Genomic DNA, 15,208 nt, shown 5'->3' with positions numbered 1-15,208 from the left:
TTATTTGATTGGTTGCAATGTCTTTTTCAGTTTTTTATACTCTTTCATTTGTTTCGGGTCCAAAATGGTACTCATATATTCTGTTTCCTGCTTTGACAAAGCGGTAAGGCTTTTTTTCTTTTCTTCCGGAGTAGCCGAACTCTTGTTAATCTCGTTTTCCTTGACTATTGTCTCAGCAATCTTTTCATAAACAGCTGATGCCTGCTCAACTGTCATCCCTACGTCGGCCTGATAAGCTTGAACAAGTTTAGCAGCTTGCTTTTCCACATCGTTCTTGGGTACAAATTGAGCATTGGTGATATTACTAAACATCAGGGCAAGAATAATTGGCAAGCCCTTTATTAAATTTCTAAATACGTTTGTCATAATAGTGATTTTGTCTCCCAAGTTAAGAATTATAATCAGCTGAATCCTAATGGGAAGTTAACATAATTTTTATTATACAACTACCATTCCAAAAGTATAAAAACGATTCTTATATTAGCAACTAATTTGCTATGAGTATGCTAATCTGGGGTGCCTTTATCTTTCTTATTTTTATTTTCCTGGCACTTGATCTTGGTGTTTTCAACAAAAAAGATCATGTAATCCGTTCTAAAGAGGCTGGTATATGGACAGCTCTCTGGGTTACTGTTGCTATGAGTTTTAGCTGGATAATCTATTGGCTATTCTCGAGCGGTATTATTGATAATCCAACTGGATTAACCCCTGGAGATGCAGTTTTAAAATATATTACAGGATATTTAATTGAACTCTCATTAAGTATTGACAATGTCTTTGTGATAGCTGTGATCTTTACGGCATTGGGAATTCCTCCTGTTTATCAGCACAGGGTTTTATTCTGGGGTATACTTGGTGCAATTGTATTTAGGGCCTTTATGATCCTCTTTGGAGTTGCCCTAATAAATAGGTTTGAATGGATAATATATGTATTCGGTATTTTCCTTCTTTACACTGCATTTAAGATGTTACGCACGGGAAATACAGATTTTAACCCTAAGGATTCTTTTGTTTTTAAACAAATCAAGAAAATTTATCCCATCACCACAGTTATTAACGGGCATAATTTTTTTATAAAGAAGATGGGGTTAACCGTAGCCACCCCTTTGTTTGTGGCTCTTGTTGTAATTGAAATAACAGATGTTATGTTTGCCTTGGATAGTATTCCTGCCATTCTTGCAATAACGGCAGATCCTTTTATTGTCTTCAGTTCTAACATCATGGCGATATTAGGTTTGCGGTCTATGTATTTTCTGGTTTCAAGGATGCTTGCTAAATTTAGGTTCATCCACTACAGCCTGGTGGTGATATTAGCCTTCGTAGGATTTAAAATGTTGTTGTCTCATAAGTTTCACCCCTCAGAATGGGTTTCCCTTACGGTAATTGTTGTATCGTTGTTAAGTGGTGTTGTAACTTCTTTATTAATTCCCCAAAAAGAAGAGGTCACAGAAGACAACTAAAAATAGCCTTTAGCAGTGTAATTTGGCCATGCCAATATATTCGAACACTTTTAGCTCCAAAGATTTATAATTTACTAATTGTTCCCTAATGCGCTCTTTTGCATCTTCAAAAAACAGCGTATGATCTTTCAATGCCTTTATAATCTCCAGGTTTGAATTTTTTAAATTAGCCAGACTATGTTTTAATGATTCCAGTCGATTGTGAAGGCTGCGAGTTTTAGGCTCGCAGACATACGATTTTAATTTTTCCTCCAGTGATAGTAAACTTCGGTTGTTGCGTTCCAATCGCAATAAGGCATTAGTACTGCCAGAATTAGTGGGAACACGTGAAATGGGTCCTGTTGCAGTCATTATAATTTGATTTTGGGGGTACTCGATTTATTAATTGGTGGATTTAAGGTACGAAAATTTTGACAAAAAAGAGCGCCAAGGAATCACAAACTGGAATTTTAACTAATTTTTATAAGACTTAACTTTTTTATAGCTGTGGCAAAATATAAGTGAAGAAAAGGTTTTTAGAAGAATTTAAAAGGCCAATTTGGTTTAATCCTCGATTAAGCCCGTGCATCCGGTAACGTAGTTTTTAATTGGAATTTTTCAAAACTAAATAAACTAATGCGTTTCTTCCTCGAACTCCAGATCTACTATCACCTTGTTCCATTTGTCAGAAAAAGGGGAAAGATAGAGCTCTTTTAGCAACCTGCGCCTCTGTCTTTCAGAGATATTTAATGTGTCAATAATTTCCAGTCTCTTTTTAATAGTTGCAACCCGCTCCATTTTTAGTTTCATCCTCGCTTCTGGCGAAATGACGAGATCTGAATCAAATCGCTCAAGGACTGTTCTCTTTTCAACCGTAAGTTCGTTCTTATCCCAGTTTTTATTCTCCTTCTGACTATATCCTATAGTATGCAAAGTTGATAAAAAAATCAAAAGACCAAACTTTCTTAAAAGAGATATAGATATAAATTTCATTATTAGGGTTCTGTTTTGCAAAGTACTGATTTTTAGTGAAATGCAAGAGAATATATTTTTAGTTAATGAACCGAAAATCGATTTAAATTAGCACTTTAGCGTTTTTGTGATTTAATTACCTTTGAAAAGAGTCTAAAAATAAATTACGCTATGAAATTATATTCAAAATTCCTTATACTATTTCTGCTGTTAGCCAATGCCTTAAGTGCACAGCAATCTATTACCTCTGCGCGTATTGAATTTGTATTTGTTTCTAAGGATGTTGATGGAACTATTGAAGGATTTCAGTCTTCATCTAAAGTTATTCCTGAAGAGCTCACGAGTTCAGTATTCGAGGGATCCGTTGCTGTTAACACCTTAAAAACGGGTAATTTTTTGCGTGACTGGCATTTAAAAAACAGTAAATATTTTGATGAAGAAGCCTATCCGCTGATTACTTTTAAAAGTACGGAGGTTATCTACAATAAGACTGGTTTTGAGGTTAGTGGAACCATAACCATAAAGGGGATATCTAAAACACTAACATGGTATTTTGAGAAAGATGGAAATACACTTCGAGGATCTGCTACCCTTTTTTGTTCTGATTTTAATATCAATATAAAAAAGGGTCGTCAGGAAAATAAGGTAGAAATAAACCTAATTCTTGAACTTGGTTAGTATTCCTAATTTCAGAAGATATAAAATCCCTAAAAAAGCCCTTGAATTTATTCTTTTCCTTTAAAAATCAATTCATATATTTTACCTACGCCCCAATTTCCAATTGGAAAATAAAAGGCAAAGAAAAGTGCCATCCCCAAGGTAAAATTTCGAATCCCAAACATTTCATCCAGAATATTACCAGGAAAAGCATAGGAAGTTTTAAAAAAGTAACCGCCAAATTCTAAAAGACCCATAGCCACAAGTCCGTACGCATATTGCATATGAAAAGGGAATTTTCGCAACAATAAAGAGATGGGTACCATATAGAGAATATAGCAAGTTATTACCTGCCACCAGTAAGTAAACCTAGCAATTTCAACCTCATTGCCAAACCAGTTCATCAACATTCCCCATGTAAAATAAACTATGCAATATGTAAATATGAGCCTGCTATCTACCCTTAATTTGTTCAGGACCCAGGAATAAAACGATTCCATAGTTATTTTGAACTTCGTTTGTTATCAATAATGGCCATTGCGTCATTTACTGTCTGCATCTGGTCCATATCATCATTTTCAAGGGTAATGTCGAAAGCATCTTCAACATCCAGAACAATATCTACCAGGTTGGCAGAATTTATATTGAGTTCATTTATAAAATGACTGTCAGGTGATATATCATCTACTGTCATGTCCTCCGGTAAATAGGGTTTAACTATACCTTTCAATTGTTGATAATAATTTTCTTCTTTCATAGTGTTTTTTCAATCCATAAAGGTCCTAAAAATAACACAAGCATTTACATCTCCAAAGCCAAAACTAGCTTTTGCGATTGTTTTTGGTTTAAAATCTATTGTTTTTACGGGAATACGGGATTTATCTACTATTTTTTCTATTTCGGGATGCAAGTCTTCAACATTTACATTTCCAAAAATTTGTCCTTTTTTAAATTGCAATACTGCTGCTACACATTCCATACTTCCTGAGGCGGCAAGGCCATGCCCCATAATTCCTTTAAAAGAATTAATATATGGGAAATCGAGTCCTGATCGTTCCAGGGCCAGACTCCAGTTAAGCACTTCAACAGGGTCTTTTCCAGTAGCCGTTAAATGACCGTTTATGGCCTCAATATCTTTGCTTGCTATTCCAGAGTTCTTCAGGGCCATTTTTATACACCTCTGAACAGATATGCTATTAGGAGCCGTCATACTGCCACCTGCTCTTTGACCTCCACTGTTGATGGCTCCACCCAAAACTTCCGCATATATTTTTGCGCCTCTTTGTTTGGCACTTTGCAATGATTCTAAAACCAATGCCCCTGCCCCACTTCCGGGAACAAAGCCAGAGGCTGAAGCACTCAAAGGTCTGCTGGCAGTAGATGGTGTATCATTGTATTTTCTCGGGAGTATGCGCATAGCATCAAAACCACCCCAGACATATGGACCGCTGTCGCTGCAACTTCCGGTTAATATTCGTTTTGCTTTTCCTGCTTGTATACGATCATAAGCCATCATCAGGCCCTCTGTGCCTGTTGTACATGCCGACGAATTAGTTGTCACCTGGTTGCCGGAACCCAGTATACCACCCAAATAGGCGCTTATACCGCTTGCCATGGTTTGTATAACTGAAGTACTTCCCAACCTCCTGGTGTTTCCGGCATCTACCAAATGAATAGATTCTCGAAATTTATCCACCCCTAAAATACCTGTTCCAAAAATGATACCACTATCCCAATCTGGTTCATCTGCCTCTGCTTTACTTAAACCGGCATCAGTCCATGCATCTGTGCCTGCTATCACCCCATAAACCAGACCACTTGCATTTAAATCCCTTAGCTGTAAAGGGGTGAAGTATTTATTGATATATTCTGATGTAAGTTCCGGTTTTCCAGCAACATGACATCCAAAATTAAGATCTTTTAATTCTTGTTGAAAACTTATCCCACTGCTACCCTCCTGAAGGGTTTTTGTAAAGTCGGCAATTGTCACACCATTTGGGGCACAAATGCCTAAACCGGTAACCACTACTCTATGCTCCATTAGATGAATACTTTATTATTCCTGCCAACTCCCCTTTGCACACCAACTCCTTAGCTGCATTATGCATTTTTACCTTACACTTTAATTTATTGAATCTGAAGTAAAGCTTTTCTGAACTCACATATACTGTCTCTCCCGGGTATACCGGGATATAAAATTCCATTTGAGAACTGCTGAAGGCCACAGCAAGATCATTTATGTCTTTTTCCGGACTGTCCGAAAGCAAGAATATTCCCAGACAAACCAATCCTATTTGAGCACAACATTCGGTAAGTATAACACCGGGTGTAACCGGAAGTTGTTTAAAATGTCCTTCGTAAAAATCAAGATCCTTCTGAAAACAAAAACTACCTGCAGCACCACTACTATCGATGTGAGATAAACTGTCCACAAATAGAAATGGCTTAGTATACGGTAGTTTTTCTATGATCTTGTTAACATCCATAATTTATCTTAAACTTTCACCTCCATCTACTTTAATTACAGTTCCATTAATCCATTTTGCCTCTTCTGTACATAAAAGATAGGCCACATCAGCTACATCTTCTGGCGTGGTAAGGCGTGCGTTCGGATTCCGCAATTTAGCCTGCTCTAGAAGGTTCTCACTTCCGGGAATCCGCCTTAGGGATTCAGTATTTGTAACCCCCGCCTGTATACAATTGGTTTTTATGCCAAGAGCTGCAAATTCCAACGCCATATTTCTGGAAATAGCTTCCAAGGCGGCTTTTGCAGCCCCAACTGCACCATAATTATAAATAGCTTTCGAAGATCCCTCACTAGTAAATGCAATAATCCGTGAATCCTCTGCAAAAAGGCCTGCTTTTATTAATGCCTGTGCCCAATCATATAGACTTATAGCCATTGCGTTAATCGTGATTTGAAAATCCTGGTTGCTAAGTTCTTGTTCATTGGAAGAATACATTGGTTTTAGGTTACCCTTTGCAATACTGTGAACCAATACCTTGATCTTATGACCTTTGGGAAGAAAGTGTTGAATTTCACTTATTAACTCATCTCTGCTTGCCAGTTGTATAGCGTCTTTATTAAAATTTTTAAACAGCACTCCGGCTGAACTAATTTCTTTAAAGGTACTTTTTATGCCCGGCATATCCAGGTTACGATCCCGGTGGACAACCAGGATATTATACCCATTACTGCCTAGTTTTATGGCCGTTGCAAGTCCCAGGCCTTTACTTCCACCCAGAATTAACGCCCAATTATTTGTTTTTACTTTATCCACCTTGACTATTTTTTATATCTACCACTCCAACAAAACTCGCTGTGCGGAAAATCCGGGCCCAAAGCTTAAGATCAGTCCCTGCTCTCCTTTGGCTATTTCTTTGGATAGAAACCGTTCGAGCACATAAAGTACTGTAGCACTACTCATATTTCCATATAGCCTCAATGTTTCACGCGTATCATCTATATTTTTTCCTAATTTTCCGAACAATTCTTCAACGGTTTGCACAATCTTCTTTCCACCGGGATGAAAGATTAAATGATCTACATGATCAATAGACGTTCCGTTCTTTTTCAAAAACGGATGTACAATATCAGGAAAGTGCTGTGCTATGGTTTCAGGAACAGATGGATCCAGGATCATTTTAAGCCCGGTATTGGTAAGGTCAAAACCCATCAGATGCGTGGCATTTCTAAAATGATACATTTCCTCCGCAACGATAGCGGGTCCGACTGCGTCTTCTTCAGAAGACAGTAAAACACAAGCTGCCCCATCACCAAATATTGCAGCACTAACCATATTTGCCATGGAATAATCTGTGAGTTGAAATGTTGCCGTAGGGCTTTCCACAGCTATTACGGCAGCTCGTTTCCCAGGATTTGCCCTTAAAAAGTTCGCTGCGTATATAAGTCCCGAAACACCCGCTGCACAACCCATTTCAGTAACCGGCAACCTGATAATATTCTGCCTTAATTGAAGATCATTAACAATATAGGCATCTAAAGAAGGAATCATTATTCCCGTACAACTTACTGTAATTATATAATCCAGAGAATCGGGACTCCAATTACTATCATTGAGTGCGTTTCGAAGCACAGCTGTTCCCAATTTTTTTACTTCTCTTACATAAATGTCGTTTTTTGCTTCCAGGCTTGTGGCTGTAAATACATCTTCAATATTCATAATCCCATAGCGTCTGTCTACCGCGGCACCCTCAAATATCTTTATCACTTTTCTTCGAAATCTTTCTTCCTGTCCACTAAGCCATAGCTCAACAAAAGGCAAGATATCTTTAGTTTCTCTGCAATAAGGTGGCAATGCTTTAGCCACAGTTGCTATTCGTACACTATTCATATGATTGGCTTAATCGTGCGGTCTGCATCACCCATACATATCTGAATGCCCATTTCCAATTAATTGTATGAGTTGTATTAGGTAAATTTTTTGAAAAAGATATTAAGTCCTGTTTCTTAAATCCACTTTTAATAGAGATGAGACCATCGTGTTTCGCAATTTTTGTTTTTATAAAAATAGCACTAAACCCTTTAAAAAGATAATATGCAAGTGTACTTCTTTGTAAGTCGTTGATAATTACGCCAATATTGGCCAATTTTGTAAATTGGGATAAGAATAGTGGAATTTGTTCATTACTAAAATGATGCATAGTGAGCGTACACAACAGAATATCGCAGTTTAAATCTACTGGCTTCAAGGTTAAAATGTCTTGTTTTAAGAATGTAATCTCAGGAAAATCAACTGATAATGTCCGTCCAATTGATAAGGCATTTTCGCTAAGATCCAAACCTATTAGCACAACATCTATAGCTGTTTTTCGAAAATAAATTGCCAGTTTTCTTAGCGTTTCTCCGTCACCACAACCGATATCTACTATGGTATATTGCTTTTTAGGGAACTCTTTTATCAGCTCACGTACTTTACCCAAGCTTATTGAGTTACCCCCTAAAAGTCGGTTACTCTTATTGATATCCTTAAATACCAATTGCAGTGTTTCAATAGCCACATTTGGGTCGTCCATTAATTCGGATTCCGTACTTCTAGCTCGCAAATCTATCATAGCGATATTGGTTTGCCATGAGTGCTTTTAATAAGCAATCTGATCAGTCCGGGTGATTTTGTTATAGTTCCCATAAGCAGGTTGGAAGCCGGTGGATTCAATAAAACGGATTGTAAAATCCTTCCTGTTTGCAATCGTCGCTTAAAGGAATTGGTCCATTCTTTTTTGTAATCCGATTCCATTTCACTTCGTCCATATTCTGCATTCTTAAAATAATTATCAATCCTTTCTGATGCAATTTTGGCGCTATGAATCGCCATTGCCATTCCATTGCCGCAGAGCGGATGAATTAAGCCCGCAGTATCCCCGCACATTAAAATATGTTCCTCCACCAGCTGTTTGCGATCAAATGACACTTGTGCAATACTCATAGGCTCGTCAAAAAGTGGTTGTGCTTGCTCAAGGAACTGATTTAGGAATATGTTCTTTGCTACCACCTTCGAATTAAAATTTTCGATGTTTTTTTCGCGTTGAAAGCTTTTGTATGAGGCCAGATAACAAAAATTCACTGCTCCGGATTCTGTTTTAGATAAGCCTCCATATCCACCCTCAAAATTGTGCAGGGCTACCAGGTTGTCGGGGAATTCAGGAAATGCATAATGTGCCTTTACCCCTATCCAGGGAGCTTTTTTACCTATAAATTTTCGATTCAATTGTTTATCCAATCCCGATCGTTTACCATAAGCTCCTAAAGTTACTGAAGCTGAATAACTATTTCCCTTTTCTGTAAACACACTAAAGGTATCTTTTAAAAAAGTGACATTTTTTACAGTTTCAAATTTAACAGAGATTCCTAAAGACAGCGCTTTTTTATAAAGGGCTTGGTCAAAAGTATATCTGCTTATTCCGAAACCTCCCAAGGGTAATTTAGTTTGAAGTGATTTACCTCTTCGTGTTGACAACTGCAGGGTATCTATTGAAACTGTTTTGGGTAGTGGCACCTCCAAGTCTGCCAGATATGGCATTACTTCATTAGAAACATATTCTCCACATACTTTGTGGTGGGGATATTCATAGCGTTCGAGAAGCAGTATTTTATATTGCTCAGTCGCCAATTGTATTGCAGCGGTGAGACCAGCTAATCCACCACCTATTATAATAACATCATAGTTATCCACATTTGGAAGATAGGAGTTTTTAAACAAAAAAACCCGACTAACCAGCCGGGTTTAAACATTAAAACTATTATTTGTGAGTAATCAATTAATTAGCCTGAGCCTTTGCATCGTCTATCATTTGCTTATTAGCAGAAACTCCTATTTCAACTCTTCTGTTCCCAGCTTGCCCATCTTTAGTTGCATTGTCAAATCTTGGTGCTGCCTCCCCAAAACCCTCAACAGTCATTCTACTGGATGCTACACCTGCATTGGCTATATATTTAGCAACAACGTCTGCTCGTTTCTTTGATAATTTCAGATTATAATCATCATTACCTACACTATCTGTATAGCCCTGTATCATTAAATTCGTATCCGGGAATTCTATAAATATTTCAGCAACCTTATCTAAATTAGACTTGGCTTCTGCAGTTAAATCTGAACTGTCAAACGCAAAGTTCACACCACTTTTATCGTCAAAAATTATGTGAATGCCCTCGCCTACACGTTTTACATCTGCTCCTGGAATTTCAGTTTCAATTTTCTGGGCTTGTTTATCCATCTTATTACCAATAAGGCCACCTGCAACTCCACCAATGGCAGCCCCAATTAATGCTCCTCCAATATTACCCGCAATAAGCCCACCAATAAGCGCACCACCGCCACCACCAATAGCAGCGCCCCTTTGTGTTTTATTGGAGTTTTTTATAGCATTACAGCCAGTGTTTAAAGAAAGAAACATCATGCCTACTAATAGGAAACTCGTAAATTTTCTTGTCATCTCAATATTATTTATTATGGTTATGTTTTAAAGTGTTACATCCTTGGAGACTTTGTCTAAGGTCAGCTCTACATCAAAAGGTTTCCCTTTATAGTCTACCTCAACCATAAACACCGTCTTGGTTTCTGTCAGGCTTTTAATGATCATACGATAGCCGCTTTTATCTCCGCTAAGCGGTTTGTTTTTTGTATCCACTAATTTAAACTGAAGTTGTGTACTTCCATCACCAGTTTCATAGAAAGACCATAGAATGCGATGTGTTCCTTCCTGGCACCTATCGGTTCCATTGATGGAGAACCTTCCGGTTCCATTATTTGGGATAAACATCCACTCACCACCTTTATAGCAAGGAGAATCTGCAATACCAAATAAATCGGCTTTATAGAGTCCTTCTTCCCCAATAAAACGAATATCCGTCAGGGACCAGGTGCCTTTAAGCGTTTTTTTCTTCATTGCAGTTGACTGAGAAGTGGCTGAAGTCGTTGCTGAGCAAGAAACTATCAACATGGCCAGGACCAAATAAATTGTATTTTTCATAAAATAAATTTTGTAAATTTTTTCGAGTTACTAATGTAAAAAATATGCATGGTTTTCTAACATAAATGACCATAAAAATCTTAATATTCCAATAGTTCAATTAGTGCTGTCAAAAACCTTTCCTTTGGCAGATAATTATTTTCTAAAGATTTGGCAAATGGTACCGGAGTTTCTAAACTCCCAACCCGTTTTACGGGAGCATCTAAAAATTCAAAACACTCTTCCATAACAAGGGCAGATATATCACTCCCAATTCCCCCAAATAAACTGTCCTCCTGTAGAATAATTAATTTCCCGGTTTTTTTTACGGATTCAAATATTGAGGATGTATCCAAAGGTTGAAGCGTACGCAAATCCAATAAATCTGCTTCTATTTCCGGATTTTGCTCTAAACATTCTAATGCCCAGTGAACGCCTGCTCCATAGGTGACTATAGACACGTCTTTTCCTTCTTTTAGCAGAGCGGCTTCCCCAAATGGCAAGGTATAATATGCTGTGGGAACCTCCTGGTAAATGCTTCGATATAACGCTTTATGTTCAAAAAACATGACCGGGTTTGGGTCATCAATAGCCGTGGCTAAAAGTCCTTTTGCATCATAAGGGAAAGCTGGATAAACTACCTTAAGCCCGGGTGTCTTTGTAAACCACGCCTCATTGGTTTGAGAATGAAAAGGTCCGGCTCCTACTCCTCCGCCACAAGGCATTCTAATTACAACGTCTGCGTTCTCATTCCAGCGATAGTGAACTTTTGCCAGATAATTAACTATGGGATTAAAGCCCGAACTCACAAAATCGGCAAATTGCATTTCCATAACGCACTTCATTCCGTTAATCGATAGCCCCATTGCCGCAGATACAATTGCAGATTCGCAGATAGGGGTATTTCTCACCCGATCTGTTCCAAAAGCCTCAACAAAACCCTCTGTTATTTTAAAAACACCACCATAATCAGCAATGTCCTGGCCCAGTATCACCAAATCCTCATGCTTTTCCATGGATTGCTTTAAACCCTCGGAAATTGCATCAACCAGTCGTATGTTATGCCATTCATTATTTGGTTTAATTTCTTGATAATTAAACTCTTTATAAACATCATTTAATTCTTTACTTTCATCTAATTGAACTTGTCCTTCCGCAAAAGCCAACCGTAGATTTTCATCTATTTCGTGAATAATCTCCTTTTTGAATTCAACTTCCAATTCCTCAGATAAAACCCCCTGGGCGTGCAGATACTCCACATAATTTTCTAGAGGATCCTTCGCTGCCCACTCCTCCAATAGTTTCTTTGGAACATATTTAGTACCGCTGGCCTCTTCATGTCCCCGCATTCTAAATGTTTTGAACTCCAATAAAACAGGCCTGGGCTGTTTCCTGATGCTTTCACATATCTCAGTAACTTTGCTATAAACTTCAAGAATATTATTCCCATTTATAATATGGGCTTCCATTCCATAGCCCTTGCCTTTATCAGCTATATGTTCACACTTAAATTGCTCTGAAATTGGCGTTGAAAGTCCGTAACCATTGTTTTCAACACAAAATAGTACCGGCAAATCCCAAACAGCGGCGACATTAAGAGCCTCGTGGAAGTCTCCTTCACTGGTTGCTCCTTCTCCGGTAAAAACTGCAGTTACTTTTTTTCTCTTTTTTAGAAGATCAGCCAAAGCAATCCCGTCTGCCACTCCTAATTGAGGTCCCAGATGAGAAATCATTCCCACAATGTTATACTCTTGTGTTCCAAAGTGAAAACTTCGATCACGACCATTGGTAAATCCACTGGATTTTCCCTGCCATTGTGCAAATAATCGAAATAAAGGTATCCCTCGCGTGGTAAAAACACCAAGGTTTCTATGCATTGGAAGAATATATTCATCCTCATTTAAAGCACTGCTAACACCTATAGAAATAGCCTCCTGACCTATGCCACTAAACCATTTAGAAATCTTTCCCTGTCTTAAGAGAATAAGCATTTTTTCTTCGATCATCCTTGGCTTGAGCATTGCCCGGTAGAGCTCCAACAGCTTTTCTTTGCTAATCCCCTTGCTTAAATATTGCATATTTCAACGAATAGATTGTACGCCTATTTTGGGTATAAATGTAACAAAATTGCCCTCAATAAAACAGTATAAATGGGATGCATATTTGCACTTTATATTTATTAACTTTGGAAGTACTAAAAAACCATTATAATGAGCAGTATACCCAGTGTAGACCTGAGAGATTATACAAGTGGTGATCCGCAACGAAAAGAAATATTCATAAAAGAAATAGGCAATGCTTTTGAAAATATTGGCTTTGTGGCTCTGAGTGGTCATTTTCTTTCTGATAATCTGGTTGAAGATTTGTATGGTGAAGTTAAAAAGTTCTTTAATTTACCTGAAGGAGTAAAGGATTCCTATCATATAAAGGGCATAGGCGGACAAAGAGGCTATACCTCATTTGGGAAAGAACATGCCAAAGGAAGAAAAGAAGGAGACTTAAAAGAATTTTGGCATTTTGGTCAGTTTGTTGAGGACGATTCGGAATTGGAAGCTGAATACCCTGATAATGTGACCGTCAAAGAATTGCCAGAATTCAATACAGTTGGCGAAGAAACTTATAAGATGCTGGAGAAGACCGCCAAGTATGTCCTGAGAGCACTGGCTCTGCATCTGAATCTGTCTGAAACTTATTTTGATGAGTATATTAAAAATGGTAATTCTATTTTAAGGCCAATTCACTATCCCCCTATTGTGAACGAGCCTAAAAACGCTGTCAGAGCAGCTGCTCATGGAGATATTAATCTTATAACACTTTTAATGGGTGCTCACGGCAGAGGCCTTCAAGTTCAAAATCATAAGGGAGAATGGGTAGATGCCATAGCCAGTTCAGATCAATTAATGATCAATGTTGGTGACATGCTTTCTCGTTTATCCAATGATAAATTAAAATCGACTGTTCACAGGGTTATCAACCCACCACGTGAATTATGGAGTACATCCAGATATTCAATTCCTTTTTTCATGCACCCTATCAGTGGCATGCCACTTAATTGCCTCGTAAATTGTATTAATGACGAACATCCCAAGCAATTTGAAGATATTACGGCGGGTGAGTTTTTAAATGAACGCCTAATTGAACTCGGATTAATTAAAAAATGATTTATTACTTTAGATAAAATTATGTAACTAATTTTATTTCAATTAATTATAATATATTTGATTTTGAAATAATTTTTGTTTTACCAAAAAACACTCAAGTCTTAAAATGGATTTAAAAGATCAATTAAAAAACTTATTTCCAGAACACATCTCTTCTGAAGTAGAAAAAATGAATGCAAAGAAATCCGAAGTATGGCTTCAGAAAGAGCCCATAATTTGTAAATATGAAAAAAGAAAAGGAAAACCAATTACAATCCTGGAGGGATATAATGGCGCTGAGAAAGATTTTAAGAAATTGGCCCAGGATTTAAAAAAGAAATTAAGTGTTGGTGGGACGTTTAAAAACAACTCTATCATAATTCAAGGAGATTACAGAGACAAAATAATGATTTTATTACAGGAAATGGGATTTAAGACAAAACGTGTTGGAGGTTGACAAAATAAGGCCCTTGACGCCTGCGGAATAAGCCAAAAATATTTTTAACAAAATTTCATGAGGTTTTTCTGTTAATTTTTTTTGTTTTTTTCGATTAAATGTTACTTTTAAACGTTATAAACTAAACAACCCATTAATAATGAGTTCCCAATTGCATATCACCAACGGGGATAGTTTCACCCAAAAGTTGAAATCGCTAAAACTTAAGGGCGAAATAATCACCTGGCGCGAAATGTTATGTGAGGGGAAAACAGAAACCAATGTGGGCAGTGAATCATTTTGGAAAACTCGATTCGATTTTCTTCATAAAAATTATAAGGTAAGTAAAACCTGGTTTGTTGAAAAAACATTAAAAGAATATCGTTCTCTCTGTAATCATAAACAGCAAGATCAGATTGTACTTTGGTTTGAATATGACCTTTTTTGCCAGATAAATATGCTGGCCGTCTTAAGTTGGCTTAAGAAGCATCGGCGATATGCCGAGATTTATTTGGTGTGCAGTGGGGATGAAGATGAAACAAATCGCTTATACAGACTAAATGATTTAAGTGACGAACAACTACTGAATTCTTATGAGAATAAAGTAAAACTTTCTCAGAACGATATTGAATATGCAGACTATGTCTGGCAATTGTACTGCAGTGATAATCCTATCCGATTAGAAAATCTAATCGATTTTGATAATTATCAATTTGATTATCTCTCAGATGCCATCAAAGTTCACCTACGCAGATTTCCGACTATAAAAAATGGATTAAACGAATTGGAGAATCGGATTTTGGAATTTTCTCTTCAGCAGAAACCAAAATCTAAAAAGGAATTATTAAGTTCCCTGATTCAAAATCAAGGTTTTTATGGTTTTGGCGACACCCAATATGAGCGTGTAATTTCAAACTTAAGGCCACTGTTTTCCACTTTCAATCCAGTGCGTTTAACCAAGAAAGGAAAAGAAATTCTTGAAGGAAAAACCAATTATTATTCCCAAATACGGGACAACGAAGATTATCTTGGAGGTGCGTTAAAATATAACTTCTTATATAACACTGAGTCCGACAGAATTTTAAAACTGTAGT

Annotated in this window: 19 protein-coding genes; 5 read left to right on the top strand and 14 right to left on the bottom strand. The window is 37.3% G+C overall.

Translation table 11 applies throughout. The features are described from left to right. A complete protein-coding gene (locus ABJH90_RS02285) occupies positions 1–366 on the bottom strand; it encodes a hypothetical protein (RefSeq protein WP_348141953.1) in 366 nt (121 codons plus the stop codon). A 137-nt stretch (positions 367–503) separates the two neighbouring features. On the opposite strand from ABJH90_RS02285, the gene ABJH90_RS02280 reads away from it, so the two are divergent. Further along, on the top strand, positions 504–1,460 hold the full coding sequence (locus tag ABJH90_RS02280; protein ID WP_348142789.1) for a TerC family protein: 957 nt from the start codon (positions 504–506) through the stop codon (positions 1,458–1,460). Positions 1,461–1,469: 9 nt separating this feature from the next. Here ABJH90_RS02280 and ABJH90_RS02275 read toward each other — a convergent pair whose 3' ends face one another. Further along, positions 1,470–1,811, bottom strand: a complete 342-nt coding sequence (locus ABJH90_RS02275; RefSeq protein ID WP_348141952.1) for a hypothetical protein — start codon at positions 1,809–1,811, stop codon at positions 1,470–1,472. Between the two features lie 261 nt (positions 1,812–2,072). After that, positions 2,073–2,432 carry a hypothetical protein gene (locus ABJH90_RS02270; protein ID WP_348141951.1) on the bottom strand — a complete coding sequence of 120 codons (360 nt, stop codon included), beginning with the start codon at positions 2,430–2,432 and terminating at the stop codon, positions 2,073–2,075. 150 nt (positions 2,433–2,582) lie between these two features. On the opposite strand from ABJH90_RS02270, the gene ABJH90_RS02265 reads away from it, so the two are divergent. After that, complete coding sequence (locus tag ABJH90_RS02265) at positions 2,583–3,089, top strand: YceI family protein (RefSeq protein ID WP_348141950.1); 507 nt, start codon at positions 2,583–2,585, stop codon at positions 3,087–3,089. A 47-nt stretch (positions 3,090–3,136) separates the two neighbouring features. Here the strand turns inward: ABJH90_RS02265 and ABJH90_RS02260 are convergent, their stop codons facing one another. The 11 genes from ABJH90_RS02260 to ABJH90_RS02210 form a co-directional block, all read right to left on the bottom strand. Then, on the bottom strand, positions 3,137–3,568 hold the full coding sequence (locus tag ABJH90_RS02260; protein ID WP_348141949.1) for a hypothetical protein: 432 nt from the start codon (positions 3,566–3,568) through the stop codon (positions 3,137–3,139). Between the two features lie 2 nt (positions 3,569–3,570). Then, the gene (locus ABJH90_RS02255) at positions 3,571–3,825 is read right to left on the bottom strand and encodes a phosphopantetheine-binding protein (protein WP_348141948.1); all 255 of its coding nucleotides are present in this window, start codon (positions 3,823–3,825) and stop codon (positions 3,571–3,573) included. A gap of 9 nt (positions 3,826–3,834) precedes the next feature. Then, positions 3,835–5,109 carry a beta-ketoacyl-[acyl-carrier-protein] synthase family protein gene (locus ABJH90_RS02250; RefSeq protein WP_348141947.1) on the bottom strand — a complete coding sequence of 425 codons (1,275 nt, stop codon included), beginning with the start codon at positions 5,107–5,109 and terminating at the stop codon, positions 3,835–3,837. Next, complete coding sequence (locus tag ABJH90_RS02245; protein ID WP_348141946.1) at positions 5,099–5,554, bottom strand: hydroxymyristoyl-ACP dehydratase; 456 nt, start codon at positions 5,552–5,554, stop codon at positions 5,099–5,101. The genes ABJH90_RS02250 and ABJH90_RS02245 overlap by 11 nt, the downstream gene beginning before the upstream one ends. A gap of 3 nt (positions 5,555–5,557) precedes the next feature. Beyond that, the gene (locus ABJH90_RS02240; RefSeq protein ID WP_348141945.1) at positions 5,558–6,349 is read right to left on the bottom strand and encodes an SDR family oxidoreductase; all 792 of its coding nucleotides are present in this window, start codon (positions 6,347–6,349) and stop codon (positions 5,558–5,560) included. A gap of 18 nt (positions 6,350–6,367) precedes the next feature. Continuing rightward, positions 6,368–7,423, bottom strand: coding sequence for a type III polyketide synthase (locus ABJH90_RS02235; RefSeq protein WP_348141944.1), 1,056 nt, complete (start codon positions 7,421–7,423; stop codon positions 6,368–6,370). Then, positions 7,416–8,144, bottom strand: coding sequence for a methyltransferase domain-containing protein (locus tag ABJH90_RS02230; RefSeq protein WP_348141943.1), 729 nt, complete (start codon positions 8,142–8,144; stop codon positions 7,416–7,418). The genes ABJH90_RS02235 and ABJH90_RS02230 overlap by 8 nt, the downstream gene beginning before the upstream one ends. After that, the gene (locus ABJH90_RS02225; protein WP_348141942.1) at positions 8,141–9,289 is read right to left on the bottom strand and encodes an NAD(P)/FAD-dependent oxidoreductase; all 1,149 of its coding nucleotides are present in this window, start codon (positions 9,287–9,289) and stop codon (positions 8,141–8,143) included. The genes ABJH90_RS02230 and ABJH90_RS02225 overlap by 4 nt, the downstream gene beginning before the upstream one ends. Positions 9,290–9,347: 58 nt before the next feature. Then, entirely contained in the window at positions 9,348–10,022 is a 675-nt protein-coding gene (locus tag ABJH90_RS02220) for an OmpA family protein (protein ID WP_348141941.1), read from the bottom strand. 27 nt (positions 10,023–10,049) lie between these two features. Further along, entirely contained in the window at positions 10,050–10,559 is a 510-nt protein-coding gene (locus ABJH90_RS02215) for a hypothetical protein (RefSeq protein ID WP_348141940.1), read from the bottom strand. 80 nt (positions 10,560–10,639) lie between these two features. Next, the gene (locus ABJH90_RS02210) at positions 10,640–12,616 is read right to left on the bottom strand and encodes a dehydrogenase E1 component subunit alpha/beta (protein WP_348141939.1); all 1,977 of its coding nucleotides are present in this window, start codon (positions 12,614–12,616) and stop codon (positions 10,640–10,642) included. Between the two features lie 132 nt (positions 12,617–12,748). Between ABJH90_RS02210 and ABJH90_RS02205 the strand changes: the two genes are divergently transcribed. The 3 genes from ABJH90_RS02205 (at position 12,749) to ABJH90_RS02195 (ending at position 15,207) form a co-directional block, all read left to right on the top strand. Next, positions 12,749–13,699, top strand: a complete 951-nt coding sequence (locus tag ABJH90_RS02205) for a 2-oxoglutarate and iron-dependent oxygenase domain-containing protein (protein ID WP_348141938.1) — start codon at positions 12,749–12,751, stop codon at positions 13,697–13,699. 106 nt (positions 13,700–13,805) lie between these two features. Next, entirely contained in the window at positions 13,806–14,135 is a 330-nt protein-coding gene (locus ABJH90_RS02200) for a translation initiation factor (RefSeq protein WP_348141937.1), read from the top strand. Positions 14,136–14,274: 139 nt separating this feature from the next. Continuing rightward, positions 14,275–15,207: a DUF1835 domain-containing protein gene (locus ABJH90_RS02195; RefSeq protein WP_348141936.1), complete on the top strand. Its 933-nt coding sequence runs from the start codon at positions 14,275–14,277 to the stop codon at positions 15,205–15,207. Position 15,208 lies beyond the last annotated feature (1 nt).

This window comes from Eudoraea sp., from assembly GCF_039969275.1.
In the GTDB taxonomy this organism is placed as follows: Bacteria; Bacteroidota; Bacteroidia; order Flavobacteriales; family Flavobacteriaceae; genus Eudoraea.
The sequence above is the reverse complement of the archived record's forward strand: the minus strand, read 5'-3'. Positions and strand labels throughout refer to the sequence as shown.

Excerpts from the sequence above, each read along its gene's own strand:
- ABJH90_RS02285 (WP_348141953.1), bottom strand. The coding sequence starts at position 366 with ATGACAAACGTATTTAGAAATTTAATAAAGGGCTTGCCAATTATTCTT.
- ABJH90_RS02280 (WP_348142789.1), top strand. The coding sequence starts at position 504 with ATGCTAATCTGGGGTGCCTTTATCTTTCTTATTTTTATTTTCCTGGCA.
- ABJH90_RS02275 (WP_348141952.1), bottom strand. The coding sequence starts at position 1,811 with ATGACTGCAACAGGACCCATTTCACGTGTTCCCACTAATTCTGGCAGT.
- ABJH90_RS02270 (WP_348141951.1), bottom strand. The coding sequence starts at position 2,432 with ATGAAATTTATATCTATATCTCTTTTAAGAAAGTTTGGTCTTTTGATT.
- ABJH90_RS02265 (WP_348141950.1), top strand. The coding sequence starts at position 2,583 with ATGAAATTATATTCAAAATTCCTTATACTATTTCTGCTGTTAGCCAAT.
- ABJH90_RS02260 (WP_348141949.1), bottom strand. The coding sequence starts at position 3,568 with ATGGAATCGTTTTATTCCTGGGTCCTGAACAAATTAAGGGTAGATAGC.
- ABJH90_RS02255 (WP_348141948.1), bottom strand. The coding sequence starts at position 3,825 with ATGAAAGAAGAAAATTATTATCAACAATTGAAAGGTATAGTTAAACCC.
- ABJH90_RS02250 (WP_348141947.1), bottom strand. The coding sequence starts at position 5,109 with ATGGAGCATAGAGTAGTGGTTACCGGTTTAGGCATTTGTGCCCCAAAT.
- ABJH90_RS02245 (WP_348141946.1), bottom strand. The coding sequence starts at position 5,554 with ATGGATGTTAACAAGATCATAGAAAAACTACCGTATACTAAGCCATTT.
- ABJH90_RS02235 (WP_348141944.1), bottom strand. The coding sequence starts at position 7,423 with ATGAATAGTGTACGAATAGCAACTGTGGCTAAAGCATTGCCACCTTAT.
- ABJH90_RS02230 (WP_348141943.1), bottom strand. The coding sequence starts at position 8,144 with ATGATAGATTTGCGAGCTAGAAGTACGGAATCCGAATTAATGGACGAC.
- ABJH90_RS02220 (WP_348141941.1), bottom strand. The coding sequence starts at position 10,022 with ATGACAAGAAAATTTACGAGTTTCCTATTAGTAGGCATGATGTTTCTT.
- ABJH90_RS02215 (WP_348141940.1), bottom strand. The coding sequence starts at position 10,559 with ATGAAAAATACAATTTATTTGGTCCTGGCCATGTTGATAGTTTCTTGC.
- ABJH90_RS02210 (WP_348141939.1), bottom strand. The coding sequence starts at position 12,616 with ATGCAATATTTAAGCAAGGGGATTAGCAAAGAAAAGCTGTTGGAGCTC.
- ABJH90_RS02205 (WP_348141938.1), top strand. The coding sequence starts at position 12,749 with ATGAGCAGTATACCCAGTGTAGACCTGAGAGATTATACAAGTGGTGAT.
- ABJH90_RS02200 (WP_348141937.1), top strand. The coding sequence starts at position 13,806 with ATGGATTTAAAAGATCAATTAAAAAACTTATTTCCAGAACACATCTCT.
- ABJH90_RS02195 (WP_348141936.1), top strand. The coding sequence starts at position 14,275 with ATGAGTTCCCAATTGCATATCACCAACGGGGATAGTTTCACCCAAAAG.